This is a genomic window from Pontibacter rufus (assembly GCF_015694705.1).
Classification (GTDB): domain Bacteria; phylum Bacteroidota; class Bacteroidia; order Cytophagales; family Hymenobacteraceae; genus Pontibacter; species Pontibacter rufus.
The window spans coordinates 238,692-264,692 of sequence record NZ_JADQDR010000006.1 but is presented as its reverse complement, the minus strand read 5'-3'; the positions used below and the strand labels follow the sequence as shown (position 1 = coordinate 264,692).

Below are 26,001 nucleotides of genomic sequence, written 5' to 3'. Positions count from 1 at the left end.
AGGGAGCCATACATGCAGTAAAAAATGACTGATAAAAGTAGGATTTAAAGAGCCTGTTTTATACTTTTGGTTTAACCATATGGTTAAACCAAAAGTATAATGGAAGTAACTACTACAGAGGCTAAAATTAAAGCTGCCGCGCAGAAAGTATTTCTGGAGAAGGGATTTTCCGGTGCCCGGATGCAGGATATTGCCGACAAGGCTGGAATAAACAAGGCGCTGTTACACTATTACTACCGCAGCAAGGACAAGCTTTTCGATATCATTTTTATGGAAAGCTTCCAGAAAATTATTCCGAAAATAAACCTGATTGCCCAGTCTGACGCTCCGCTCTTTGAGAAAATTGAGAAGTTTGTCGGCGAATACATTGTCGCCATTAATGCTGACCCGATGGTGCCGCTCTTTGTGCTTCACGAACTGACACGGCATCCTGAAAAATTCATCCAGAAAGTTTTTTCGGCTACAGATGGAGGACCTAAGGTTGGGAAACTCGTAGCGCAGATACAGGAAGAAGCGGAGAAGGGCAATATCAGGCCGATACACCCGGCTACCCTGCTCATGAACATCATGTCGCTCTGTATATTTCCTTACATAGGCAAGCCCATGTTTCAAATGGTCCTCTCAATAGACGATAAGCAATTCAGCACGCTTTTAGCGCAAAGAAAAACAGAAGTAAGCGCTTTTGTTATTAATGCTCTGAGACTTTAAAAATTTTTGCGTCTGTATTAACCAATTAGTTAAACCGTTGAGCTAAGATGAAAAGTATACACCTGTTATTATCCTTCCTGCTGTTGCCATGGCTGGCACACGGGCAGGCAGACAGCCTCTCATTGCAAGAATGCTATGCGCTGGCCCGGCAGCATTACCCGCTCAGCAGGCAGAAAGCATTAATAGAGCAGAGCAGGAATTATTCTGTAGAAAATGCGGCAAAAGGGTACCTGCCGCAGGTTAATATCATGGGCCAGGCTACTTACCAGTCGGAAGTTACCAGGGTGCCTATTGAGCTTCCGAACATGCCTATCGTTTCGCCGGCTAAAGACCAGTATAAAGTGGCAGGAGAAATTAGCCAGAACCTGTTTGAGGGTGGTGTAATCAGGCAGCAGCAACGCTTGATAGAGGCAAATGCGGCAGTACAGGAACAGCAGGTAGCAGTGGAGCTTTACAAGCTGAAGGAGCGTATAAACCAGCTTTATTTCGGCATTCTGCTCATAGAAGCGCAACTGAAACAATCGGAGTTGCTGAAGAATAACATTAGGCTGGGGCTGGGCAAAGTGAATGCTGCTATTGCCAATGGCGCGGCTTTAAAAAGCAGCGCACAGGTGCTACAGGCCGACCTGCTGCAGGCTAACCAGAAAACGATTGGGCTGCAGGTAACAAGAAAAGCTTACCTGGACATGCTGGGGCAGTTTATAAATATACCGCTTGATGAGAATGCTGCTTTAGCCAGACCACATCATATGGCCCTCTCCGCAAGTATAAACCGACCGGAACTGCAGCTCTACGCTTATCAGAAAAATATAGCTGACGTACAGAACGAACTTATCTCAGCCAAAAACTTACCTAAGGCGGGACTCTTTCTGCAGGGTGGCTACGGAAGGCCGGGTCTGAACATGCTCAGCAATGCATTTGATTTTTACTACATCGGCGGAGTGCGCCTCAACTGGTCTTTAAGCGGATTGTATACTACTAAAAATGAACGGGAACTGCTAGATGTAAACCGTAGTCTGCTGGATGTACAACAGGAGGTCTTTCTTTTTAACACGAATCAGCTGCTGCGGCAGCAACTGGCCGATATCAACAAACTGCGGCAGTTTATCGGAACAGACGAAGAGATTATTGCCTTGCGCACTGCCATCATGAACACCGCAAAGGTGCAACTGGAGAATGGCGCTATTACCGCCAGGGATTATTTGCGGGAGGTAAACGCAGAAGACCAGGCCAGGCAAAGCCTGCTGTTGCATCAGATGCAATTGCTGATGGCAGAACATAACTATAACACCATTTCAGGTATTAACGAACTCTAAGAAAATGGACATAAGACTTTTTCCAGCCTTCCTGTTTTTTCTGATGCTTGTAACTGCTTCCTGCAATAAGCAGGAAGATGGGTTTGATGCATCAGGCACTTTCGAAGCGGAAGAAACCATCATCTCATCAGAAACTGCTGGCACTATCGAAGAATTTGAGGTGCAGGAAGGGCAACAACTTAAGGCCGGTCAGTACATCGGCTATATTGACAGCCTGCAATTGCACCTGAAAAAGAAACAGCTGGAGGCGCAGATAGCGGCGGTGCTTAGCAAAAAGCCCGATGTTGCTGCACAGCTTGCTGCGTTGCAGGAGCAGCTCAGCGCAGCCCGAACAGAGCAGAAACGTATCAGCAGCATGGTAGCCGCTGATGCCGCCACACCCCGCCAGCTGGATGAAATAAGCGCGCAGGTGAAGGTGCTCAAAAGCCAAATAGCAGCCCAAAAGTCCTCACTTGGCAACTCGACGCAGGGCATTACGCAGGAAACCGCTGCGCTGCAGGTGCAGGTAGAACAGGTAAACGATCAGCTGGCGAAAAGCCGCCTGGTGAATCCCGTTAACGGAACAGTGCTGACCAAGTATGCAGAAGCAAATGAAATGGCTGCGCCGGGTAAACCGCTGTACCGGATAGCAGATTTATCAACGATGACGCTTCGGGCATACATTACCGGAAGCCAGCTCCCGCAGGTAGAACTGGGCCAGAAAGTGGACATATTGGTGGGCGCCGGCGAAGAAGCATATAAAACATATCAGGGCACAATCACCTGGATTAGCGACAAAGCAGAATTCACACCCAAGACCATCCAGACGAAAGACGAACGGGCCAACCTGGTGTATGCTGTTAAAATTCGCGTGCAGAACGACGGACAGTTGAAGCGCGGTATGTATGCAGAGGTAAAGTTATAAAAGCCTATGGCAGATGTAATACTGGAAAATATCACCAAGACCTATAACAAGGGCAAAGTATTGGCGCTGGATGCTGTTTCTTTTGCGGTAGACAAAGGAGCGCTTTTCGGGTTGATTGGCCCTGACGGGGCCGGCAAAACAAGTCTGTTCCGTATACTTACCACGCTGCTGGTGCCGGATGGCGGAACAGCTATAGTAAACGGGGAAGATGTGGTGAAAGATTATCAGTCCATACGCCGCAAGGTGGGCTATATGCCGGGCAGGTTTTCGCTCTACCAGGATCTGACCGTAGCAGAAAACCTGAACTTCTTCGCCACGCTATTTGGCACAACCATCCAGGAGAACTATGACCTTATAAAAGACATCTATGTACAGATAGAACCCTTTAAGGATCGCAGGGCGGGCAAGCTGTCGGGCGGTATGAAGCAAAAGCTGGCACTGTGCTGCGCCCTCATCCATAAGCCCACTGTGTTGTTCTTAGACGAACCCACCACTGGTGTAGACCCGGTTTCGAGGCAGGAATTCTGGCATATGCTCAACCGGCTCAGAGATCAGGGTATTACAATTCTGGTATCTACGCCATACATGGACGAGGCCACGCTGTGCGATAAGATTGCTTTGATTCAGGGGGGCAGGATTATGTCGGTTGATACGCCTGAAGGGATCATAAAGCAGTTCGGGGAGCTTTTGCTGGCAGTAAAAAGCAACCAGATGATACAGTTGCTGCAGGATCTGCGGGAATACCCGGACACCGCCAGTTGCTATACTTTCGGGGAGTATCATCATCTGACGCTTAAGGACAACACATCCTATCAAAATCAGCTCTCAGAACTGAAAGATTACCTGACCGGAAAAGGCTACAAGGGCGATTTAGTCGTGGAGCCGGTAGCACCAACCATAGAAGATTGTTTTATAAAGCTGATGTCGCAGGCCGGCCGGCAGCCTGCTGTTTAAGTTTCAGTTATTACGGAGAAGCACCATGAACGAAGCCACCATAAGCTGCAACGGCCTGACCAAGCAGTTTGGAGATTTTAAAGCAGTAGACCACATTACCTTTGAGGTGAAGGCAGGCGAGATATTCGGATTTCTGGGCGCAAACGGAGCAGGTAAAACAACCGCTATGCGCATGCTTTGCGGTTTATCTGTGCCTACATCCGGGCAGGCCCGCGTAGCAGGGTTTAACGTTTTTAAACAGGCAGAGGAAATCAAAAAGAACATTGGCTATATGAGCCAGAAATTCTCGCTCTACGAAGACCTGACTGTGCTTGAGAATATCCGTTTCTTCGGCGGCATCTATGGCCTGAGCAATAAGCAGTTAAAGGAGAAAAGCGAAGACCTTATCCGGCAGCTTGGCTTGCAAAATGTTGCCGGAACTTTGGTGGGGAGCCTGCCCTTGGGCTGGAAACAAAAGCTGGCATTTTCGGTGGCGGTGCTGCACCAGCCCAGGATTGTTTTTCTGGATGAACCCACCGGAGGCGTTGATCCTGTTACGCGCAGGCAGTTCTGGGATTTGATCTATGATGCAGCAGAAAGGGGAGTAACCATATTTGTGACCACACACTACATGGATGAGGCGGAATACTGTAACCGGGTTTCCATTATGGTAGACGGCAGGATAGAAGCGCTGGATACGCCCGCTAACTTAAAGCAGCAATTCTCGGCGGGTACAATGGATGAAGTATTTTATCAGCTTGCAAGGGGAGCGCAACGCAAAGCCGATTAGCCCTAAAGAAACAGCGAAATGAACCAGTTTGTCACTTTTGCCAGAAAAGAGTTCCTGCATGTTTTCCGGGACAGGAAAACGCTGCTGATGCTGTTCGGGCTACCCATTGTGCTTATTATACTTTTTGGATTCGCCCTGAGCAACGAGATTAGAAATTCTAAAATAGTGGTGGTAGACCATGCCAGAGACAATGCCTCACAACAGATTATCACCAGGATTGCGGCCAGCACTTTCTTCGAAATAGAGGAGGCACCTTTAAGTAACAGTAAAATTGAAGAAGCTTTCCGGCAGGGCAGGGCAAAAACAGCCATTATCTTTCCGGCCAATTTCAACCATGATCTGCTGCATCTCAACAAGGCACAGGTCTAGATCATCGCCGACGCCTCTGACCCCAATACGGCCACTACCTTAACGAACTATCTTGCTTCCATTATAGGCGATTACCAGCAGCAACTTAACCAGACACAATCAGTTTCTTACCGCATTGTGCCGGAAATACGCATGCTCTACAACCCGGAACTGAAGGGAGCCCCTAACTTTGTGCCGGGCGTAATGGCGCTGGTGCTTATGCTGGTATGTGTGATGATGACGTCCATTTCCATTGTCAGGGAAAAAGAACTGGGCACCATGGAAGTACTGCTGGTATCTCCCTTCCGGCCCATACTTGTTATCCTGTCAAAAGCTGTCCCTTACCTGTTGCTTTCCCTGGTTAATCTTATCGTGATATTGTTGCTGAGCGTGTTTGTCCTGGGCCTGCCTGTAAACGGGAGCATACTGCTGCTTTTTGCAGAGAGTACCTTGTTTATTATCACCGCTTTGTCAATAGGATTATTGATTTCGACTGTTACGGCTTCGCAGCAAACAGCCATGCTGCTGTCGTTGATGGGAATGCTGCTGCCTACTATGCTCTTTTCCGGTTTCATGTTTCCTATCGAGAATATGCCGCTGCCGCTGCAGGTTTTTTCTAATATAGTCCCTTCCAGGTGGTATTACGTGGTTGTCAAATCTATTATGATCAAAGGCCTGGGCTTTTCGGCTATCTGGAAGGAAACGCTTATCCTGCTGGGCATGACCTTGTTTTTGCTGGCATTGAGCCTTAAAAAATTCAAAATTCGTTTAGGATGAGAACGCTCCTGTTTCTGCTGCGGAAAGAGTTCCGCCAGATATTCCGCAATAAATCCCTGCTGCCCATGATATTTGTGGCGCCGCTGTTGCAGTTGCTTATACTTCCGCTGGCAGCAAACTATGAGGTAAAGAACATCAACATAGCCGTTGTTGACCATGACCATTCCTCTTATTCGCAGCGGCTCGTTTCCAAAATAACTGCTTCAGGTTATTTCAGGCTGGCCGGCTATTACAACTCATACTCCGAAGCTTTTGCATTGGTAGAAAAGGACAGGGCAGACCTGGTACTGGAGATACCCGCAGCTTTTGAGCGCAACCTGGTACGCGAAGGTCAGCAGCAGCTTTTTGTGGCAGTAAATGCAATAAATGGCGCCAAGGCAGGGCTGGGCGCAGCTTATTTAGGCAGCATTATCAGAGATTTTAATGCCGGCGTGCGGATGGAGTGGATACAATCACCGCGGTTTGAACCGGCGCCTGCAATAGAGGTGGTCAGCTCTAACTGGTATAACCCATTCATGAACTATAACTTTTTTATGGTGCCGGCCATCCTGGCGGTGCTCGTTACGATGATAGGCGGCTACATGACAGCGCTGAATATTGTGAAGGAAAAAGAAATCGGAACTATTGAGCAGATCAACGTTTCACCCGTCAGGAAATATCACTTTATACTAGGGAAGCTCATTCCGTTCTGGGTGATAGGCATGTTTATATTTACGATGGGGCTTGGTGTGATTGCCTGGCAAGTCTACGGGATAACGCCGCAGGGAAGTATACTTCTGCTTTATGGCGTGCTGGCGGTGTACCTGCTGGCGGTGCTAGGCTTTGGGCTGCTTATTTCAACTTTCTGCGACACACAGCAGCAGGCCATGTCGCTTGCTTTTTTCTTTATCATGATTATGATGATGATGAGCGGACTGTTTACGCCCATCGACAGCATGCCTGACTGGGCTAAAGCCATCGCATACCTGAGCCCTGCCACATACTTTATAGAGGTTATGCGGATGGTAGTACTAAAGGGAAGCGGTTTTGCCGATATAAAATTTCACTTCCTGGTTATCTGCCTTTTTGCAGTGGTACTGAATGGCTGGGCTGTTCTGAATTACAGGAAGACGAGCTAAGAGCAGCATATAAAATAGAGCTGCAGGCAACACAATCAGAATGCCGGGTTGCTAACCAGTTGCCCTGGGTGTATAGCTGCCGAAGCGGTGCCCATCAAAAACCAGCTCATTAAATTATCCCGTAAGGATCAAAGCGGCGGCATTAGTTTTTATTTATACTTATCGCCCGATGCTCGCAAATAACCGGCGTTTCGTATAAGGAGCTTCCTTTACGGAGTAGCCCATATACTTGCCCGATGCAGGGACACGTTTTTTTACAAGGCTTAATTATTTATCTTGCCGGAATTAGACAAAAGTAATATTACAAACATTAGCAATCAGCATGAATTCAGAACAGGATAAAATTTCAAGTGTGCACCGCGATTTATCAACTGAAGATCATTACCGGCTATTGGTTGACAGCATTACTGACTACGCCATTTTTATGCTTGACCCCGCCGGCAATGTGGCTACCTGGAACGAGGGTGCCAGAAAGATGAAAGGCTACGGGGCGCACGAAATCATAGGAAAATACTTTGGTGAGTTCTATACTGCAGAAGCCAGGCAGCAAGGCTATCCTGCGTACGAGTTAAAGCAGGCAAGAACAGTTGGCCGTTTTGAAGATGAAGGCTGGCGCCTGCGGAAAGATAAAACAATTTTCTGGGCAAATGTGGTGATCACGCCTATTTACAACGCAGATAATGTGTTGCTGGGCTTTGCCAAAATCACCCGCGACCTGACCGAACGCCGCCGCAACGAAGAACTGATGCAGAAAAATAAGGAACTGGTCAGGATTAATAATGATCTGGATAGCTTTGTTTATACCGCTTCGCATGATTTGAAATCACCTATCACCAACCTCGAAGGGTTGTTGATTGCCTTGAAGGAGGATTTAGGGCCTGACGAGGAGAAGCATAAAGAAATTATGTCCAGGATGGGAGATTCGATTACGAATCTTAAAAAAGTTGTTGCCGATTTAGCGGAAGTCATTAAACTGCAACAGCAGGAAGAAATGCCGGAGATTGTAAATATTCCGGAGTTGTTGGTTGAGATTAGGGAAAATTTACATGGGATGATCCAGGCCAGTAAAGCCGATATAGAAGCTGACTTTTCGGGCTTCGAAAGCCTCAAATACGCGCGCAAGAATTTGCGTAGCATTGTATACAACCTTGTTTCTAATGCCATCAAGTATGCCGACCCATCAAGGACGCCCAAAATCAGTATAAAAACGTCGCTTTCAGCTGCAGGCGAACATGTGCTATCAGTTGCTGATAATGGCTTGGGGGTAGAAAGTAACCAGATAAGTAAAATGTATACGATGTTTAAACGGTTTCATGACCATGTGGAAGGCTCAGGTATTGGCCTATACTTAGTCAGGAAAATACTGGATAACTCCGGCGATAGAATTGCTGTTGAAAGTCAGGTAGGTAAGGGATCTGTATTTACTATATATTTCAACCAGGGAGATACTCCGTATTGATATTTTAAGGGATGCTGCCAGCAGTTTCAGACAGGTATATCTTTCCTGTGAAAACAAGAAAGAACAGGTGCCTTAAAGTATGTTTATAGCTTGCGGTTTGATGACGTTTAGAAAGAATAAAAGAGCCTCTCAGCTGCAGCTGAGGGCTCTTTTATTTAGCGGAAAAATCTTAAATCAATTTACCAAAGATCTGCACCGCTCCGCTTTGCACAGACCAGCTGAAAAGTAAACTTTAGCTCAGGTATTTAAGCCGGTTTTGCAGAGAAACTATAAGACACGGATCTTGATATTTCTCCATTGGCTGGAGCCGGGATGTTCCTGTAAAGCAATTTTACCTTTGGCAACTTTAGCAAAATTAGAAAAGGCCTTGTTGCTGAACTTGCTGTTGGCAACCATGTTGTTCCATTCTTCGCTTCCTATCTGCCCTTCAAATGTTTTGATGCCATTGAGCCAGAAAGTAAGTTTTCCCTCATCCTGTATAATCCTGACCTGGTTCCATTCACCAACAGGTTTGGGTTTGGAAACGGAAGCATCGCCTGCCATGTCATACAAACAGCCAGCCAGGTGATTTTCTTTTTTATTATCCTCTGCGTTGATGTTGTCCAAAACCTGCATTTCGGGCCCGGTCAGGTAAGTAGCTCCGAATTTAGGGTCTTCCTGGATGTCGAAAATGATGCCGCTGTTTCCGCCTTTTGAGATTTTCCATTCCAGCGCAAGCTCAAAATTTTCGTACTCCTCATCAGTTACAATATCTCCGCCGCCTTCTTTTGGCTGGCTTGGATCAAAGGTTAGTGTTCCGTCCTTTACCTGCCACTTGGAGCCCACCGAATCTTTAAGATAGGTATGCCAGCCATCGGTGGTTTTGCCGTCAAACAATAATTTCCAGCCCTCTTCCTTTTCTTTTTTTGTCAGCGTATTGGGCTTTTGTGCCATAGCAGCACTGCATAACAGCGCAAGGGCTGTAAAAACGATCAGTATTTTCTTCATAATTCTAATAATATACGTGTGCTAAGATAGTAAAAACTTCAAATAACAGCGGCCTCTTTTGGGTAAAAAGCAAGATAGCGGTTTTTCCTTTTGCTTACGATGCGTTTTGAGCTTAGCAAAAGCCTGCCTGAGCCAGACATATATAGGACGAATTTTATCACCCCAAAGCTTCCATCAGGCAACCATTCCTGCCATAACTTCATCTGATACGCAAAGTCTCTTGCCATACTTCTGCTGAGCACGGCGCTGATCTATGTATAGCAGGTGTTAAAAGAAAGAATATGGCAGTTTGTCTAAAAGGTGCATGGAAATACTAACAGTACCTTGTTATACAAAGTACTAAAGTCTAAATTTGCATCATCGTTCCACTACATCAACACCATTACACAAAATAAAACATGAAAAGAATTTCCATTGTATTACTATTCATACTGCTGCTTTGTAACAGTTATACTTTTGCCCAATCCGCCGGAATGCTGACGGGCACTATAACAGATGAAAAAGAACAGCCTGTAGGTTTCGTGAACGTAGCCGTGCTGGAAGCCGCTACAGACAAGGTTATAACCGGCGCTATTGCCGATATGAACGGGAATTTCGCAATCACGGTGCCCGCTCAGGGTAAATACCTGCTCAGGTTAAGCGCGCTGGGTTACGTGGAGATGCGGACAGCTCCTTTTGAGGTAACAGGCGCCGGCTTCTCCAAAGATTTCGGCAAGCTGCAACTACAGCAGGATGTAAAAGCCCTGAAGGAGGTGCAGGTGCAGACGATGCGCCCTACAGTTATAACGGAGGCGGATAAGATGGTAGTAAGCGTTGAGGGAACCGCGCTGGCCGGCGGCAGCACCGCTTACGAAGTGCTGACTAAGTCGCCTGGCGTATGGGTAGATCAGGATGGCAACATTCAGCTGAACGGCAAAGCCGGAGTGCAGGTCATGATTAATGGCAAGCGCTCTTACCTGTCTGGTAAAGATTTGCAAAACCTGTTGCAGGGCATGTCTGCCGAGAACATCAAAGATCTGGAAATTATTACCAATCCATCTGCCAGGTATGATGCCGAGGGAGCCTCCGGCGTAATCAACATCAACCTGAAAAAAAACCTGCAGACAGGTATAAATGGCAGCGTATATGCTGGTTATCAGTACAACAACCTGAGCACGTATACTGCCGGCGGCGAAGTGAGCTACAAGAGTGGCAAATGGAACTCCTTTGCAGGCGTGGATGCTGCCCGCCGCATGCGTTACCGTAATATGGAGATGAAGCGCATTTTTTTGAATGAAGATGGCAGCAAAAGCAGTTTCGACCAGACCGGCTATGAAGAGGTGGAGCGTGCAGAACCATCGCTGCGCCTGGGTACCGATTATGATTTCGACGAAAAACACAGCCTTGGCGTAATGGCCAATATTATCCTGAACCGCAGCGACAACCTTTTTCAAACAGATTCATACCTGCGCGATGGCAATGTGGCTAATGATTTGTATATCGATGCCCTCAACACAGCCGAAGGCACCTACGGCAACAGCACCTTTAACCTGCATTATTTAGGCAAACCCGACACGCTGGGTACTACCCTCTCTGCCGACCTGGACTATGCACATATCACAAGCAACGACGATTTTGAATTTAAGAACCGCTACGTGCCTCTTGGTGGCAGTGAACCGACACAACAGGAACTGCTGCTGAGCGAAAATCCGACCGGCTACAACATCTACTCGGCAAAAGTGGATTATACCAAGCCCCTGGCAAAAGCCGCCAAACTGGAGTTGGGCGCCAAAGCCTCTCATGTGGTATCGGATAACGAACTGCGCTTTTACGAAACCTCCGACAATACAAAAATTCCGGATCCCCGGCGCAGCAACCACTTTATCTACAAAGAAAATATTTATGCGGCTTATGCCAGCCTTTCTGTAGACCTGGGTAAAAAGTGGTCGGTACAGGGCGGTCTGAGAGCCGAGCAGACAGAATCGCAGGGGCACTCGCTTACCAAAAACCAGAAGACAGACCGCAGCTACCTGGATTTGTTTCCGAGTGTGTTTGTGCAGCAGAAGGTAACCGACAATTACCAGATCAGCTACAAGTATAGCCGCCGCATCAACAGGCCCGACTACGAGAATCTGAATCCGTTTATCTTTTACCTGGATCCTTATACCTGGGCACAGGGCAATCCGAACCTGAAACCACAGTATACCAATTCCTTTGAACTGATCCAGACACTAAAACAAACATACAACCTGGTGCTCGGTTATGCCACTACCAAGGATTTTATAGCGGAGGTGCCGAAGCAGAACCCGGAAGACAACACGACTGTTTTCCAGCAGCAGAATGTGAAAGATCTAAATAGCGCTACAGCCACATTGGTAGCGCCGGTGCATATTTCTAACAATTGGGAGATCAGCAACAACGTTATTCTGATGTATCAGGAGTATACGAATATGTCTGACGACAAGCTGGTAGTGAACGACCAGGTAACAGCCATTGCGCAAACTACGCATAACATTATGCTGCCCCATAGCCTGCGCCTGGAAGTAGGCGGCAGCTACCAGAGCCCGGCTGTATACGGCCTTTACAATGTGGGAGAACAGTGGTGGGTAGATGCCGGCCTGAAACGCAGCTTTCTGGACGATAAACTGACGATGACTCTGAACGTGACGGATATTTTTAAGAGCCGTGTGCTGAATGTGGACACCAGCCTGAACGGCAATATCAACAGCATAGAGCAGTACCATGGCGCCCGTGGCGTGCGCTTCGACATACGTTACCGCTTCAGCAAAGGCAGTAAGTTCGAGTCGAAAAAGCGTAATGTAAACCTGGATGAACTAAACCGCACAGGAGCAAACTAAAACCACCGGAACCACAGCAAAGGCCTGCAACACTATCGTGAAGCAGGCCTTTTGAAGTATAAACTCTGGGGAAGTATACAGGAGTTTTGCTGCAATAAGTATAATCCGGCGCAGGCATCTGTGTGCCTTATTCCTGCTTTGCCTGTAGCTTGTCCAGAAGTTCGTAGCGGGCGCGGAGCACATCAGGCTTGGCAACCGTATGCACGTCAATGTGCAGGACCTGTACTTTATCGCCTTTGTTTGCCGGCGGCCAGCGGGGTAAGCCTTTCCCGTTCGGGTTACCGGTTTTGATGAAATTGGCAAAGTAGTTCTGCATGATTTCGGATACTTTGTAGTCTTCCGGCTCCCAGGCATAAACTTTATTAGAAGCAAGGTTACCCATCGCATACTCTATTTCGGCAGAGTGTACCGCGCCGCGGGCTCGGGGCGCTTTAGGCGCATCAGCTTTTTCCTGCACCACACCGCCGGCAAGTCCTGCAGAAGCGTTGCCCATCTCTGCGGTCATCTCCGGGCGCGGGCGCGAAAACAAATAGCGGTAAACCGGCGAGTCGCCCGTTTTGCTGTGCAGGTCAATCCATTTCCAGGTGCTGTAAGCTATAAAGCGGTCGCCGGCCAGATCCGTAGCGGCCTGTATCACTTCCTCTTTGTTCGTGGCCGGATAAAGCTTCAGTAGTTCATCGGCATTATCGCCATACAGCCGCTGTAGGGCACTTCTGTAATTTTCTACGGTGGGAGCTTCCTGGCCCAGCACAGCCTTATAGTTCATTTCCTCCGAGTTCCAACCTGCCAGCAGCGGCACGTGCGCCTGCTCACCTGCTGCAAAAATAGCTACAGGCGCTTTCGGAAAGAAGTAATTATCGATTGTTGGCAAAAAGCGCCCTACGCCCGGCTTGCCTGCTGCTTCCAGCAGTTGCTGCGCCGGCATGGCACGAAGCGCCGTCAAAGAGTTTGCCCCAATGGCGGAGGCGAACTTCACACCATTCTGCTCTGCTTCAGGAAGTGGAACCGGATCAAGGCCTGAATTAACAAGTGCGCCGCTTTCGCCGATAGCCCCGGCAATTAAATCACGGGACAGAGGCGATGCCATTTGCGCGCTCACAGATATGGAGCCGGCTGATTCGCCTGCAATAGTTACTTTAGACGGGTCGCCGCCAAAGGCAGCAATGTTCTGCTTCACCCAGCGCAAAGCAGCACTCTGGTCCAGGTAGCCATAGTTGCCCGAAGTATGGTGGGCTGATTGCTGCGTAAGCTCGGGGTGAGCCAGGAAGCCGAATACACCCAGGCGGTAGTTAACCGTTACGGCCACAATGCCTTTTTGCGCCATGCTTTCCCCGTCGTAGCGAGGTTCAGAACCATCGCCGGCTACAAAGCCGCCACCGTAAAAGTATACCAGCACGGGCAACTGCTCTTTTTCTGATTTGGCTGGTGTCCATACATTCAGATACAGGCAGTCCTCACTCATGCCGTCGGAGCGGAAATTCATATCACCGAACAGAGCCTGTTGCATGGCCCGCGGGCCAAACTGCTTTGCCGGCCGCACACCTTGCCAGTCTTTTACCGGTTGTGGCTCCTGCCAGCGCAGATCGCCTACCGGCGGTGCGGCAAAGGGGAGGCCTTTGAAGGCTTTGACCCCACTTTTTTCTGTTACTCCCTCCACAATGCCATTGGCAGTTTTCGCCTGGTTAGAAGCTAATTTGCCGGTAGCTTTGCTTACCGACTGAGCCTGTGCCTGCCGGGGCAATTGTGTTCCCAGCAGAAGGGCGATAACAAGTATACCGAAATAGCGCATATCCTTTATGTTTGATTTTAAATGAGCAGTAAATCTTTGTTGTATCATTTTAACTTAATGATAGATAATGTTCTGTTGACGTCAAAATAATACAGCGAATTTTCTTAAAATCCTGTGAGCTGTTCAGAAGGAATAGAGATGTTGTAAACCCTGCAAAATACAGGTTAGCAGCTTTGGCCAAGGTATAAAGCTGCTTAATGGCATTCCGGTGCAAGGTTGTCCTTGTTATCAGTAAACAGGTGCACTGTTGTCATATACCTGCATAATTTACGCTCTCCTGGCTTAATATAGTTAAATCCTATTTCCTACAACCTTTATCAATTAGTATGGTAAAATAAGGAGAGGCTGTAGCAGGGACAGCATTCTGCGTGCGGAAGTCTGTAATTCCTGACATTTTGTATGCAGCATGAAAGGATAAATAAGCAGTAGTTCTTGCATGATAACTCGCATGATATTAGTTCTGACTCACATCAACACGATCTTCCTGTCCCTATCCATCTTTCAGCCTGCCTCCTCACAGGCCGATCATATCGCTACCCTCACCAACTATTTCATTGTGGCCGCTGCTTTTATTCTGCTGGTGGTTACGGGGCTGCTGATCTACGTTATCCTCAGGTTTAAAGCAAAGCCGGGTGATGCGGAGCCCAGGCAGGTAAGACGCAACAAAAAGGTGGAGGCCGTGATGATTGGGGTTCCCTTTTTAATGGTGGCGGGCTTTTTCATCTATACTATCAACGTAATGCAGGAAGTGCATCCACCCGCCGGAAATCAGGTGCCGGATGTAATCGTGACCGGCCACCAGTGGTGGTGGGAGGCCTCTTATCCGGGCACAGGCGCTGTTACGGCGAACGAGATTCATCTGCCGGTGCATAAAAAGGTGCTGCTGCAATTCTCCTCTTCCGATGTGATTCACGACTGGTGGGTGCCCGAACTGGGCCCGAAAATGGATATGATGCCGGGCCGGAAAACACACCTGTGGCTCACCATAAACGAGCCCGGCGTATATGAGGGGGCCTGCAGCGAATTTTGCGGAGAGCAGCATGCCTGGATGCGCATCCGGGTGGTGGCCCAGCGCCAGGATGAGTACGAGCGGTGGCTGCAGCAGAAAAGCCAGCCGGCGCAGGAGCCGCAACATCCATTGGCGCTGAAGGGCGAGGCCATCTTTAACCTGGCCACCTGCGGCAACTGCCATACCATCCGTGGCACGGCGGCGCAGGGGCAGTCGGGCCCGGACCTGACACACTTCGCCAGCCGCACCGAAATGCTGGCCGGTATGATGCCTACCACCGAGGACAACCTGCGGGACTGGCTCACGGACCCGCAGCAGGTAAAGCCGGGAGCGCATATGCCGCGCTTCATTTTTGAACAGGATTCTATCAACGCCCTTGTGGCCTATATCTCTGGACTAAAGTAAGTATGGGAAAACTGCATATACCCGAACCGGAAGAGGCGCTGCCCGGCGTAGAACTGGAAGACAACCAGGGACTGCTGCAATGGATCTCGTCTGTAGACCATAAGCAGATTGGTATTATGTACCTGTGGATGGCCCTGTTCTTTATGCTGCTGGGCGGTCTTGGGGCGCTGCTGATGCGCGTACAGTTGGCGGTGCCCCGCAACGATTTGCTGAGCCCGGAGATATATAACCAGGTTTTCACGATGCACGGCACCACCATGATTTTTCTGGTGGCCACACCGGCCATACTGGGTTTCTCGGTATACCTGTCGCCGCTGATGATCGGCGCCAACGACATGGCCTTCCCGCGCCTGAACGCCTTCAGCTTCTGGATAGCTCTGTGTGGCGGCTTTCTGCTCTACTTCAGCTTTCTGGCAGGCGGCGCCCCCGATGCAGGCTGGTTTAACTACGCGCCGCTCAACCAGCGGCCTTATTCCCCCAGCCCCGGCATCGATTATTACTGCATCGGGCTGCTGCTGGCAGGCTCGGGCACGGTAGCAACTGCCGTTAATCTGATTGTAACCGTCCTAAAGCTGCGCGTACCAAGTATGAGCCTGCGTGAGCTGCCCGTGTTCGTATGGATGGTGCTCATCAATTCCTTCCTGATACTGGCGGCCTTTCCGTCGTTGAACGCGGCGCTGGCCATGCTGCTGCTGGATCGGCAGCTTCAGGCCCACTTTTTCGACATTGCCGGGGGAGGCTCTTCGCTGCTGTGGCAGCACCTCTTCTGGCTCTTTGGCCATCCCGAAGTATACATTCTCATCCTGCCGGCTTTCGGTATTTTATCGGAGGTGTTTCAGGTGTTCTCCAGGAAGCCGATCTTCGGCTACGCCTTTATTGTGGGCTCGGGCATGGCCATCGCGCTGCTGGCCTTTGGCGTATGGATTCACCACATGTTTGCTACCGGCCTGGGGATTACGGTGAACGGCTTTTTTTCGGCCAGCAGCCTGCTCATCGGCATCCCGACAGGCGTGAAAATCTTCAGCTGGCTGGGCACCATGTGGGGCGGCTCGCTGCGCTTTACCACGGCCATGCTGTTTGCCACTGCCTTTCTGGTAGAGTTTACTATCGGAGGGTTGAGCGGCGTTTCTTTTGCCATCGTACCCATCGACTGGCAACTAACGGATACCTATTACGTGGTGGCGCACCTGCATTACGTGTTTGTGGGCGGCAGTTTATTCGGGCTGCTGGCCGGCCTCTTTTACTGGTTTCCGAAGATGAGCGGGAAGATTATTCCTGAAAAGCAGGGCAAATGGTTTTTCTGGCTGTTCGTGATTGGTTTTAACATGACCTTCCTGATCCAGCATGCGCTGGGCGTATTAGGGATGCCACGCCGCGTGTATACCTATCCCGATTTACCCAATTATACCTGGATGAACATGCTCTCCACGGCTGGCGCTTTTATCATGGGCTTCTCCGTGCTTTACCTCGGCTTTATCATCTATAAAAGTATAAAAAGCGGGAAAAAGGCCCCAGATGATCCCTGGAATGCCTACACGCTGGAGTGGCTGACCACCTCGCCGCCGCAGCTGCAGAATTTTAAGGAGGTGCCGCCTGTTAAAAGTTTCCGGCCGCTGCGCGACTTAAAACAAGATAATCCTAACTGGCAACTACAAGACGACCCATGGAAAATAGACTGATGATGTTTCTGGTGATCGGGACAGAGGCCATCTTCTTCCTGTCGCTCATTTTTGCCTTCGTATACTTTGCCTTTGAGCCGGGTTACGACAACCATACCTGGCAACTGCTGAACATCAAATCGACCGGTATTTTCTCGGTGTTGCTGTTTGCCAGCAGCTTTACCTTCTGGCGGGCCGAGAAAAGCTACAAAAAAGGGGAGGTAAAGCGCCTGAAGCGCTGGCTGTTTGCTACAATTGGCTTAGGCACTGTGTTCCTGTTTGGCCAGGGCAGGGAGTACTGGAGCCTGTTGCACGAAGATCTGACCATCAGCAAGAATAATTTTGGCACCAGCTTTTATACACTCACCGGTTTTCATGGGCTGCACGTGTTCATCGGGTTGGTTATACTTGCCATCGTGCTGAAACTGGCTGCTGCTGGTGATTTTGACGAACCTGACTCATCCGTTATCAACACGGTAGGCATATACTGGCATTTTGTGGATGTGGTGTGGCTGGTGGTGTTCACGGTGGTGTATGTTTTACCAGGAGTATTATTATGAAAGAACTATTTTTATATGATGCGTTTGCCGGTATTCCGCTCTGCGGGACAGAGGGCGCTGCAGACAGCATCTGGGGCAACTGGCTGCTGATGCCGGGCGTGCTCCTGCTTATTGCGGGGCTAAGCGGTTTATACTTGCTGTTGTCGGGCGGAAAGCTGCAAAAAGGTGCCGGTTTATACTTTGGCGGTTTAGTGCTGCTCTTGCTCGTGCAGAGTTCACCGCTGCATTTCCTGGCCATGCATTACCTGTTCAGCGCCCATATGGTGGGGCACATCATCATACTGTTGGGCTGCGCGCCGCTGCTGGTGCTCGGCCTGCCGGAGCAGGTGGGGCCAGATACTCAAAATATACTTGCAGCCGTCTCAAAGGTGCTGTCGCAGCGGCCGTGGCTTGGCTGGCTGTGCGGCATTGGCGTGATGTGGTTCTGGCATGTTACCGCAGTGTTTGATGCAGCTTTCCCGGCGGCGCTGGCTACGGGCGTTAACCTGCTGCCGCTGTTGCTTACTTTTAGCCTGCTGCTGGCAGGGGCGCTGTTTGCCTGGCCCATACTGGGTCCGCTGCCAGCGTACCGTATTAATCCGCTGTTGGGGGTATTATACCTGTTCACGGCCTGCGTTGGTTGTTCGCTGCTGGGCCTGCTTATCACCTTCGCTCCCCTAGGCATTTACCACCACTACCTGAGCGCTGACGCCTATGGCTTTGACGGACTCATCCGTAAGGGCTGGGGCATAACCGCCGCCGTCGATCAGCAGATGGCAGGCTTAATCATGTGGGTGCCCTGCTGCTTTGTTTACCTGAGCGGCTCCCTTTACCTGCTCCACAACTGGCTGACAGCCAAAGACGGGCAACCGCTATGGAAAGAGAGCGGCCTAAACCTGGAAGGAGACAGGATATGAGCAGCCAGCAAAGAAACGAAACGGATAAATGGGTAAAGGCGAAGCCCGGGGTACTGCCGAAGCCAACTTATTACCCTTTTTTCCTGGCGCTGGGACTGGCATTCCTGGGCTGGGGCATTTTGCTTGGCTGGGTGGTGGCGCTGGCCGGGCTTATCATCATCGTACTTGCCTTAAGGGGCTGGATAAACATACTGAGACATGAAGCAAAGAGAGACAGGCACTGAAGAAGACCGCCGGCGTTTTTTAATGAAACTGAGCCTGGGCCTTGGAGGCCTGGCAGCGGCAGCGGCGGGCATTCCGGTATTGGGCGCGCTGCTGGCGCCGCTGCTCGAGAAAACAGGACAAACCTGGCGCACTGTGGGTACGCTACGCGATTTTGAAATAGGCACTACCAGCCTGATAAAGTATGAAAACCCCAACCCGCAGGCCTGGGCCGGTGTCACAGCGCACTCCGCCGCCTGGCTGCGCCGCGACTCTGAGAAAGAGTTCCTGGCTTTCTCCGTAAACTGCACCCACCTGGGATGCCCCGTGCGTTGGGAGCAGAAAGCCGATTTATTTATGTGCCCCTGCCATGGCGGCGTGTACTACCGCGATGGCACGGTGGCAGCCGGGCCGCCGCCGAACAGCCTGCCGCAGTATGCGGTGCGGGTAAAAAGCGGGCAGGTGCAGATCCGTACCGCCCCAATTCCTATCACCAATATTACCGCCTGACGCAGCCAATGAGCAAACTTAAAAAAATAGGCCACTGGCTCGATGATCGTACCGGCTTCTCGGATACCATTCTGCCGTTGCTGAAACACCCGGTACCGCCGGATGCCAAATGGAGTTATGTGTTTGGCAGTGCCACCTTGTTCTGCTTTCTGTTGCAGGTGCTTACCGGCATCGGCCTGGCATTGCTGTACCAGCCTTCCTCCGAAACAGCCTACCAGTCGCTGCAATTTATTACGCACAAGGCGGTTATGGGCAATGTGCTCCGTGGCATTCATTATTTTGGTGCATCGGGTATGATTCTGATGGCGGGTGTACACATGGTGCGGGTATACCTGACAGCCTCCTATAAGTACCCGCGCGAGATGAGCTGGATCAGCGGGGTATTCCTGCTGCTGTTTACCATCACCATGGGCTTTACCGGTCAGCTGCTTCGCTGGGACTCCAACGGGGTGTGGTCGTCTATCGTGGCGGCGGAGCAGTTGGGGCGCGTGCCGTTTATAGGCACCACGCTGGCCCGGCTCCTGATTGGCGGCGACACGCTGGGAGCACAGTCGCTGAGCCGCTTCTTTGCCTATCATGTATTTATTTTTCCGGGTCTTATCTTCTTGTTTGTCGGGTTTCACCTGCAACAGGTTATCCGCAATGGTATCTCAGAGCCGCCCAAACCCGGCCGCCTGGTAGATCCCAAAACCTACAGGCAGTGGTATAGCAACATGCTGGAGAAAGTGGGCCGCCCGTTCTGGCCCGATGCCGCCTGGCGCGACGCGCTCTTCGGTTCATTGGTTATACTTGTTATTGTGGCCCTGGCCGTTATTTTCGGGCCGCCTGAGCTTACCAAGCCCCCGGATCCTTCTATCATCTATACCACGCCTACGCCCGACTGGTATCTGCTGTCCATCTTTGCGCTGTTTGCGCTGATGCCCCCATCCATTGAGTCGTATGTGATTTTTATCGGGCCGGTGCTGGCTATCGGGGCGCTGATTGCCTTGCCGCTGTTGTCTAACAAAGGCGAGCGCAGCCCCAGGCGGCGGCCGTGGTCAGTGGTGGTGGTGATTTGTGTGGTCGTGTTTATGATCAGTCTGCTGATAGCCGGCTTTCAGGCACCGTGGTCGCCTGAGTTTAAGCCCAGGCCGCTGGCTGCCGCCATGCAGGTGCCGGAACAGCCGGTGTTAAAAAAAGGGATGGTACTGTTCTCGGATAAGGGTTGCCTGTACTGTCACCGGATGCACGGCGTAGGCGGCATAAAAGGCCCGGACCTGAGCACCATCGGCCGAAACTGGACGGCAGAGCAGCTCAGGATACAGATTGTGAACGGCAGCGAAGGAATGCCTGCCTATGGCGGGATGCTGACGAACGATGAACTGCACGCGCTGGTCGTTTTTCTGGATGCCAGGCAATAAACGGTTGTAACAATGCTATCATGTGGCAGCAACTGTAATCGTTTAGCGCAAAAGATCTATCCCGCCGGAGAGAAGAGTTTTGCAAGAGAGCAGGGGGGCCTTCTTAATGGAATCAGCGTTTATTTATTCTTCTTATACTTCGGCGCCACATGATGTAATGCAGCTTGGGAAGTGACAAAGTATAAAAAAGCGATTTCCTGAAACAAGGATGTCCATGATCTCTTACAAAGAATAAGTTTAAGTCTGTACTTATGAAATACTGGTTCAAGAACACAATTATTTACTCATTAAATGTTGATTCCTTTCAGGATGGAAACGCCGACGGAGAAGGAGACTTTAAAGGCCTGCGTAACCGCTTAGAGTACCTCTCGGCCATTGGCGTGCATACGTTGTGGCTGCTGCCGATCTTCAAAACCCCTTTCCGGGACAATGGCTACGATGTGGCAGATTACTACCTCATCGATAGGCGGCTGGGAGATATGGGTAACTTCGTTGATTTCCTGGACATAGCCGATGAGCATGGGCTGCGGGTTATCATCGACCTGCCCATCAACCATACTTCCGACCAGCACCCCTGGTTTCAGGAGGCCCGGAAGAACCCGGACTCCCCGTACCGCAACTTCTACATCTGGGCAAAAGAAAAGCCTGAGGATGCTGAAGAGCATATTATGTTTGCAGGCCAGCAGAAAAGCAACTGGAGTTACGATGAAGAGGCGGAGGCTTATTATTACCATACTTTCTATGACTTTCAGCCGGATTTGAACTACTCTAACCCCAGGGTAACTCAGGAGATAAGACAAATTATGCATTATTGGCTCCGTTTAGGAGTTTCCGGTTTCCGTGTAGATGCCTTGTCGCACATCGTCCGCGAAAAAGGGCCTGTTCAGTTTAAAGATCCGTTTAAGATTGTCCGGGAACTGGCGCAATTTGTAGAAGAAGTGCGAAACGACGGTGTGCTGCTCGGCGAAACCGATGTGGCGCCTGACGAATACAAGAACTTCTTCGGAGAGCACGGAAACGGGTTCCAGATGCTGCTGAACTTTTACCTGGCAGAATACATGTTTCTCGCCTTTGCAAAACAGGAAAGAGCGCCCCTGGACTATGCGCTGGGAATGTTGCCCGATACAGGATCTTTCCAGCAGTACGCCACCTTTCTGCGCAACCATGATGAACTGGACCTGGAAAGGCTCAGTAAATCGGAAAGAAACCTCGTTTTTAAAGAATTCGCCCCAAAGGAGAACATGCAGATATTTGGCCGAGGCGCCCGCAGAAGACTTGCGCCTATGTTTAACAACGACAGAAGAAGACTTGAACTGGCTTACAGCCTGCTCTTTTCTCTGCCAGGCTCGCCCGTTATGCGCTACGGCGACGAAATAGGAATGGGAGAAGATCTTTCTCTGGAAGGCAGGAATAGTGTGCGTACCGTTATGCAGTGGTCGAGTCATCAGAATGGCGGTTTCTCCTCTGCAAGCAAAAAAGAGCTGGCTAAACCCGTTCTGTCAAAAGGGAAGTATAGCTATAAGAAAGTGAACGTAGAGGCCCAGTACAGAGACGCTGACAGCCTGCTCAACTGGGTAATAAAGCTTTTCAGGGTAAGGACAAGGTGCATGGAGTTGGGCAGAGGGCAATTCAACATCCTTGATACGGGACATCCTGCCGTGTTTGCTCATTATTGTAAGCTGAAGGATGAGGTGACAGTGGCCGTTCATAACCTGGGAGACAAGGAAGCAGCGGTGCACCTGGATATGGGGGAAGACAAAGTACACCGGCTGGCGGAAGTATTTGGGGATGCTATCTATGAGCCGGGGGATGACGAAAGCATCATTAAAATAAACGCTTACGGCTATCGCTGGTTCAGGGCCCGGGTAGAAAATGAAAAGTTTTAAGACAATCGGCTGCCTAAAGCGATGGCCATAATGAAAACAGCATGTAGAAGGTGCCCTGTTGTAGCGGAGCACTACTGAATAAAAGTAAAGATATGCAGAAAGAACTTGAAGAGTACCGATGGTGGCAAAAGGGAATTATTTATCAGGTATATCCCCGCTCTTTTAAAGATGCCAGCGGAGATGGCACCGGCGACCTGCAGGGGATTATGCAAAAGCTGGATTACCTGGCGTGGCTGGGGGTGGATGCCGTTTGGGTTTCACCTATCTACCCTTCGCCCATGGATGATTTTGGCTATGATATTACAGATTATACCGGCATTGAGCCCCTGTTTGGCAGCATGCAGGATTTTGACGAGCTGCTGCACCTGATACACCAGAAGGGCATGAAACTGATACTGGATCTGGTGCCCAATCATACTTCTTACCTGCACCCCTGGTTTAAAGAGTCCCGCTCCTCCCGCGATAATCCCAGGCGGGACTGGTATATCTGGAGAGATCCCGCGCCGGACGGGGGGCCGCCTAACAACTGGCAAAGCGTATTTGGCGGCTCCGGCTGGGAGTGGGATGAGGAAACCGGCCAATATTATTACCATGCCTTTTTAAAAGAACAGCCCGACTTGAACTGGCGCAATCCGGACGTGAAGAAAGCCATGTTTGACGTGATGCGCTTCTGGCTGGAGAAAGGGGTGGATGGTTTCCGGGTAGACGTTATCTGGCACCTGATGAAAGACCACCTGTTCCGCGACAACCCGCCTAACCCTGATTACATCGAAGGCGAGCCGGATATCAAACGATACCTGAACGCTTATTCCGAGGATCAGCCGGGGGTACACGATATTATTGCCGGTATGCGCAAGGTAATGGATCCCTACGGGGAGCGCCTGCTGATCGGCGAAATATACCTGCCCATTGGGAGGCTTGTGACTTACTATGGAAAAGAAGGAGCCGGCGTGCACCTGCCTTTCAACTTCCAGCTCATCCAGGTAGCCTGGGATGCGGAGAGTATCTATGCGCTCGTCAATGAATATGAAGGAAGCCTGCTGCCCGGCAACTGGCCCAACTGGGTATTGGGCAACCACGACAAGGACCGTGTGCTGAGCCGCATTGGCGAGCAACAGGCCAGGTTGGCAGCCGTTCTCCTGCTTACCCTTCGCGGAACCCCTACCATGTATTACGGCGATGAGATAGGCATGCACGATGTCCATATTCCGCCTGAGCGCATACAGGACCCCAAGGAGCTGACCATGCCGGGCTATAGCCGTGACCCGCAGCGAACGCCCATGCAGTGGAGCAATGCCGCTTATGCCGGCTTCTCCGAAACGGAGCCCTGGCTTCCGCTTGCCGATGATTACCAAGCCCGGAATGTGGAGACAGAGAAAGAAGCTGCCGGCTCCATGCTCTCTCTTTACAAGAGGTTAATTGAGGTGCGCAAGCAGGAGCCTGCCCTGCAGGTAGGTGACTTTATACCCTTGGGCTTACAGGGGCAACTGATGGTATTCAAGCGCATCCACAACGGGGCCGGGGTGCTGGTAGCCATTAACTTCGGGAAAGAAAAGGCTGTCTATCAGTCAGAAACGAAGCTGCAGGGAGAAATACTAATCTCTGTTTCCGGAAAGCCGGAGGGCCGGCTGGTAGCTGATAGTATAAGTATAGAGGGAGAAGATGCCGTGGTGGTGAGACTGGATTAACAGCTGCAGGCAGTTGCTATAAAGAACAGCTTTGTAGATAAGCGGGAAGCAGACTGCGTATAATTCAGAAGCCATACTTCAGTTTAACTTGAAAGTTTTCAGCAGCATCCTGCAGTCAAAGAGAAAGATCTATGGGTTTAAAGGTATATAACGAAAAGCGCAATTTTAATCAGACACCTGAGCCGGAAGGGCAGGAAAAAGCGCACAGCGGAAAGCTGCATTTTGTGGTGCAACGGCATTTGTCTTCTAAACTTCATTATGATTTCCGGCTGGAGATGGATGGTGTGCTGAAAAGCTGGGCAGTGCCTAAAGGCCCCTCATTGGACCCGGCTGATAAACGGCTGGCCATGAGGGTAGAGGATCACCCGCTTGCCTACCGCACCTTTGCCGGCGATATACCCGAAGGCAACTATGGCGCTGGCCACGTAGACATCTGGGATGAAGGAACCTACTACGCTGCAGGAACCGATAATCAGGAGGAAGGTGAGGCACTGCTTCTGCAGGAACTGGAGGAAGGCCATCTTAAGTTTGTGCTGGAAGGAAGAAAATTGCAGGGAGAATTTACGCTGATTAAGATGAAAGGCCGGCAGGATGGCGCCTGGCTGCTGTTCAAGAAAATAGATGAGGCAGCTGTGGAGGGCTACAACAGCGAAGACCACCTGGAGGGCATAACCCTGTTGGCGCCAACAAAGCCGGCTAATAAAACAGAAATCGTCGGATCAAAAGCAAAGAGCAGGAAGCCTGCCGGCAAAAGCCAGCCGTCTGCCGGGGCAGCAGAAATGCCGCATAAAATGAGCAGCGACACAAATAAAACGGAAAGGAAAATTGAAGGGCAGGTAGTGCTGCTCAGCAGCCTGGACAAATTTTACTGGCCTGATGAGGGCATTACCAAAGGCGACCTGATTGACTACTACCAAAGTATAGCTGATGTGCTGATGCCGTACCTGCAGGACAGGCCGCAGTCGCTTTTCCGGTTTCCGAACGGTATCACCAAACCCGGCTTCATCCAGAAAGATGTGCCACATACACCGGAATGGGTAAGAACGATAAAACTTAAAGCCGAATCGACAGGCGTGGAAGTAGAGTACCTGGTATGTGACAACGCAGCTACCCTGGCTTATATGAACAACCTAGGCTGCATACAGCTGAACCCCTGGAACTCGCGCACCGCCAGCCTCGAGAAGCCGGATTACCTGGTAATTGACCTGGACCCGGGACAAAACACCTATGACGAAGTAGTGGAAGTAGCGCTTGTTACAAAGGAAATTCTCGATAAAGCTGGTGCGCGGGCTTTCGCGAAGACTTCCGGAGCCACGGGCATGCATATTTTTGTGCCACTGGGTGCCTTGTACGGCTTCGATCAGGCAAGGCAGTTCGCGCATGTGGTAGCGCAGGAGGTGCACAAAAAACTTCCGAAACTCACCAGCCTGGAGCGAAGCCCTAAAGAGCGGCGCGACAAAGTATACCTTGATTTTCTGCAAAATTCCATCGGGCAGACTATTGCCTCTGCTTACACGGTACGCCCCATGCCCGGCGCAACCGTTTCAACCCCATTGGTGTGGGAGGAGGTAAAGCCAGGACTCTCGCCGTCAGATTTCACCATCAAAAATATACCTGCACGCCTCCGCCAGATAGGCGATGTTTTTCACGGCGTATTAGGCAAAGGAGTAGATTTGGTGCAGTGCCTGAAGAATTTGCAATAGTTTCTTTCCTGATTTGATTGATATCCTTTGCTGTAAGGGAATAAACTTGAAATCAGCTTTGCGTTTTATCACAACAGACAGAAAGGTACAGCAGGACTTTTATACTTTAAAGGTATTAC

Annotated in this window: 20 protein-coding genes and 1 pseudogene; 19 read left to right on the top strand and 2 right to left on the bottom strand. The window is 50.3% G+C overall.

Annotated features, from left to right (window positions below; translation table 11 throughout):
* The first annotated feature begins 99 nt into the window (after nucleotides 1–99).
* From I2I11_RS12200 to I2I11_RS12165, 8 genes and pseudogenes are all read left to right on the top strand, one after another.
* Nucleotides 100–708, top strand: coding sequence for a TetR/AcrR family transcriptional regulator (locus I2I11_RS12200; RefSeq protein ID WP_196267980.1), 609 nt, complete (start codon nucleotides 100–102; stop codon nucleotides 706–708).
* A gap of 47 nt (nucleotides 709–755) precedes the next feature.
* A complete protein-coding gene (locus I2I11_RS12195; protein WP_196267979.1) occupies nucleotides 756–2,024 on the top strand; it encodes a TolC family protein in 1,269 nt (422 codons plus the stop codon).
* A 4-nt stretch (nucleotides 2,025–2,028) separates the two neighbouring features.
* Nucleotides 2,029–2,928, top strand: a complete 900-nt coding sequence (locus I2I11_RS12190) for an HlyD family secretion protein (protein ID WP_196267978.1) — start codon at nucleotides 2,029–2,031, stop codon at nucleotides 2,926–2,928.
* A 6-nt stretch (nucleotides 2,929–2,934) separates the two neighbouring features.
* Entirely contained in the window at nucleotides 2,935–3,882 is a 948-nt protein-coding gene (locus I2I11_RS12185) for an ABC transporter ATP-binding protein (RefSeq protein ID WP_196267977.1), read from the top strand.
* Nucleotides 3,883–3,907: 25 nt separating this feature from the next.
* Nucleotides 3,908–4,651, top strand: coding sequence for an ABC transporter ATP-binding protein (locus tag I2I11_RS12180; protein ID WP_196267976.1), 744 nt, complete (start codon nucleotides 3,908–3,910; stop codon nucleotides 4,649–4,651).
* An 18-nt stretch (nucleotides 4,652–4,669) separates the two neighbouring features.
* Nucleotides 4,670–5,776: pseudogene (locus I2I11_RS12175) on the top strand (ABC transporter permease).
* Nucleotides 5,773–6,894, top strand: coding sequence for an ABC transporter permease (locus I2I11_RS12170; protein WP_196267975.1), 1,122 nt, complete (start codon nucleotides 5,773–5,775; stop codon nucleotides 6,892–6,894). The pseudogene I2I11_RS12175 and the gene I2I11_RS12170 overlap by 4 nt, the downstream one beginning before the upstream one ends.
* Before the next feature lie 322 nt (nucleotides 6,895–7,216).
* Nucleotides 7,217–8,353, top strand: a complete 1,137-nt coding sequence (locus I2I11_RS12165; RefSeq protein WP_196267974.1) for a PAS domain-containing sensor histidine kinase — start codon at nucleotides 7,217–7,219, stop codon at nucleotides 8,351–8,353.
* 267 nt (nucleotides 8,354–8,620) lie between these two features.
* Here the strand turns inward: I2I11_RS12165 and I2I11_RS12160 are convergent, their stop codons facing one another.
* Nucleotides 8,621–9,340 carry a 3-keto-disaccharide hydrolase gene (locus tag I2I11_RS12160; protein ID WP_196267973.1) on the bottom strand — a complete coding sequence of 240 codons (720 nt, stop codon included), beginning with the start codon at nucleotides 9,338–9,340 and terminating at the stop codon, nucleotides 8,621–8,623.
* Between the two features lie 398 nt (nucleotides 9,341–9,738).
* On the opposite strand from I2I11_RS12160, the gene I2I11_RS12155 reads away from it, so the two are divergent.
* Nucleotides 9,739–12,177 (top strand): TonB-dependent receptor, encoded by a 2,439-nt coding sequence (locus I2I11_RS12155; protein WP_196267972.1) that lies wholly within the window; start codon nucleotides 9,739–9,741, stop codon nucleotides 12,175–12,177.
* Between the two features lie 127 nt (nucleotides 12,178–12,304).
* Here the strand turns inward: I2I11_RS12155 and I2I11_RS12150 are convergent, their stop codons facing one another.
* Entirely contained in the window at nucleotides 12,305–13,966 is a 1,662-nt protein-coding gene (locus I2I11_RS12150) for a carboxylesterase/lipase family protein (protein ID WP_196267971.1), read from the bottom strand.
* 448 nt (nucleotides 13,967–14,414) lie between these two features.
* On the opposite strand from I2I11_RS12150, the gene coxB reads away from it, so the two are divergent.
* The 10 genes from coxB to ligD all read left to right on the top strand — a co-directional run bounded on the left by coxB (nucleotide 14,415) and on the right by ligD (nucleotide 25,882).
* The gene (coxB, locus tag I2I11_RS12145) at nucleotides 14,415–15,380 is read left to right on the top strand and encodes a cytochrome c oxidase subunit II (RefSeq protein ID WP_196267970.1); all 966 of its coding nucleotides are present in this window, start codon (nucleotides 14,415–14,417) and stop codon (nucleotides 15,378–15,380) included.
* Between the two features lie 2 nt (nucleotides 15,381–15,382).
* Nucleotides 15,383–17,059, top strand: a complete 1,677-nt coding sequence (gene ctaD / locus I2I11_RS12140; protein WP_196267969.1) for a cytochrome c oxidase subunit I — start codon at nucleotides 15,383–15,385, stop codon at nucleotides 17,057–17,059.
* Nucleotides 17,044–17,598: a cytochrome c oxidase subunit 3 gene (locus tag I2I11_RS12135; protein WP_196267968.1), complete on the top strand. Its 555-nt coding sequence runs from the start codon at nucleotides 17,044–17,046 to the stop codon at nucleotides 17,596–17,598. Before ctaD ends, I2I11_RS12135 begins: the two co-directional genes overlap by 16 nt.
* Nucleotides 17,595–18,494, top strand: coding sequence for a cytochrome c oxidase assembly protein (locus I2I11_RS12130; RefSeq protein ID WP_196267967.1), 900 nt, complete (start codon nucleotides 17,595–17,597; stop codon nucleotides 18,492–18,494). Before I2I11_RS12135 ends, I2I11_RS12130 begins: the two co-directional genes overlap by 4 nt.
* The gene (locus I2I11_RS12125) at nucleotides 18,491–18,718 is read left to right on the top strand and encodes a cytochrome c oxidase subunit 4 (RefSeq protein WP_196267966.1); all 228 of its coding nucleotides are present in this window, start codon (nucleotides 18,491–18,493) and stop codon (nucleotides 18,716–18,718) included. Before I2I11_RS12130 ends, I2I11_RS12125 begins: the two co-directional genes overlap by 4 nt.
* Complete coding sequence (locus tag I2I11_RS12120; protein WP_196267965.1) at nucleotides 18,693–19,205, top strand: QcrA and Rieske domain-containing protein; 513 nt, start codon at nucleotides 18,693–18,695, stop codon at nucleotides 19,203–19,205. The genes I2I11_RS12125 and I2I11_RS12120 overlap by 26 nt, the downstream gene beginning before the upstream one ends.
* Before the next feature lie 8 nt (nucleotides 19,206–19,213).
* Nucleotides 19,214–20,605, top strand: coding sequence for a cytochrome b N-terminal domain-containing protein (locus tag I2I11_RS12115; protein WP_196267964.1), 1,392 nt, complete (start codon nucleotides 19,214–19,216; stop codon nucleotides 20,603–20,605).
* Nucleotides 20,606–20,856: 251 nt separating this feature from the next.
* Nucleotides 20,857–22,491, top strand: coding sequence for an alpha-amylase family protein (locus I2I11_RS12110; protein ID WP_196267963.1), 1,635 nt, complete (start codon nucleotides 20,857–20,859; stop codon nucleotides 22,489–22,491).
* 92 nt (nucleotides 22,492–22,583) lie between these two features.
* Nucleotides 22,584–24,179 carry an alpha-amylase family glycosyl hydrolase gene (locus I2I11_RS12105; protein ID WP_196267962.1) on the top strand — a complete coding sequence of 532 codons (1,596 nt, stop codon included), beginning with the start codon at nucleotides 22,584–22,586 and terminating at the stop codon, nucleotides 24,177–24,179.
* Nucleotides 24,180–24,310: 131 nt separating this feature from the next.
* Nucleotides 24,311–25,882: a non-homologous end-joining DNA ligase gene (gene ligD / locus I2I11_RS12100; RefSeq protein WP_196267961.1), complete on the top strand. Its 1,572-nt coding sequence runs from the start codon at nucleotides 24,311–24,313 to the stop codon at nucleotides 25,880–25,882.
* Nucleotides 25,883–26,001 lie beyond the last annotated feature (119 nt).

Excerpts from the sequence above, each read along its gene's own strand:
- I2I11_RS12200 (WP_196267980.1), top strand. The coding sequence starts at position 100 with ATGGAAGTAACTACTACAGAGGCTAAAATTAAAGCTGCCGCGCAGAAA.
- I2I11_RS12195 (WP_196267979.1), top strand. The coding sequence starts at position 756 with ATGAAAAGTATACACCTGTTATTATCCTTCCTGCTGTTGCCATGGCTG.
- I2I11_RS12190 (WP_196267978.1), top strand. The coding sequence starts at position 2,029 with ATGGACATAAGACTTTTTCCAGCCTTCCTGTTTTTTCTGATGCTTGTA.
- I2I11_RS12185 (WP_196267977.1), top strand. The coding sequence starts at position 2,935 with ATGGCAGATGTAATACTGGAAAATATCACCAAGACCTATAACAAGGGC.
- I2I11_RS12180 (WP_196267976.1), top strand. The coding sequence starts at position 3,908 with ATGAACGAAGCCACCATAAGCTGCAACGGCCTGACCAAGCAGTTTGGA.
- I2I11_RS12170 (WP_196267975.1), top strand. The coding sequence starts at position 5,773 with ATGAGAACGCTCCTGTTTCTGCTGCGGAAAGAGTTCCGCCAGATATTC.
- I2I11_RS12165 (WP_196267974.1), top strand. The coding sequence starts at position 7,217 with ATGAATTCAGAACAGGATAAAATTTCAAGTGTGCACCGCGATTTATCA.
- I2I11_RS12160 (WP_196267973.1), bottom strand. The coding sequence starts at position 9,340 with ATGAAGAAAATACTGATCGTTTTTACAGCCCTTGCGCTGTTATGCAGT.
- I2I11_RS12155 (WP_196267972.1), top strand. The coding sequence starts at position 9,739 with ATGAAAAGAATTTCCATTGTATTACTATTCATACTGCTGCTTTGTAAC.
- I2I11_RS12150 (WP_196267971.1), bottom strand. The coding sequence starts at position 13,966 with ATGCGCTATTTCGGTATACTTGTTATCGCCCTTCTGCTGGGAACACAA.
- coxB (WP_196267970.1), top strand. The coding sequence starts at position 14,415 with ATGATATTAGTTCTGACTCACATCAACACGATCTTCCTGTCCCTATCC.
- ctaD (WP_196267969.1), top strand. The coding sequence starts at position 15,383 with ATGGGAAAACTGCATATACCCGAACCGGAAGAGGCGCTGCCCGGCGTA.
- I2I11_RS12135 (WP_196267968.1), top strand. The coding sequence starts at position 17,044 with ATGGAAAATAGACTGATGATGTTTCTGGTGATCGGGACAGAGGCCATC.
- I2I11_RS12130 (WP_196267967.1), top strand. The coding sequence starts at position 17,595 with ATGAAAGAACTATTTTTATATGATGCGTTTGCCGGTATTCCGCTCTGC.
- I2I11_RS12125 (WP_196267966.1), top strand. The coding sequence starts at position 18,491 with ATGAGCAGCCAGCAAAGAAACGAAACGGATAAATGGGTAAAGGCGAAG.
- I2I11_RS12120 (WP_196267965.1), top strand. The coding sequence starts at position 18,693 with ATGAAGCAAAGAGAGACAGGCACTGAAGAAGACCGCCGGCGTTTTTTA.
- I2I11_RS12115 (WP_196267964.1), top strand. The coding sequence starts at position 19,214 with ATGAGCAAACTTAAAAAAATAGGCCACTGGCTCGATGATCGTACCGGC.
- I2I11_RS12110 (WP_196267963.1), top strand. The coding sequence starts at position 20,857 with ATGAAATACTGGTTCAAGAACACAATTATTTACTCATTAAATGTTGAT.
- I2I11_RS12105 (WP_196267962.1), top strand. The coding sequence starts at position 22,584 with ATGCAGAAAGAACTTGAAGAGTACCGATGGTGGCAAAAGGGAATTATT.
- ligD (WP_196267961.1), top strand. The coding sequence starts at position 24,311 with ATGGGTTTAAAGGTATATAACGAAAAGCGCAATTTTAATCAGACACCT.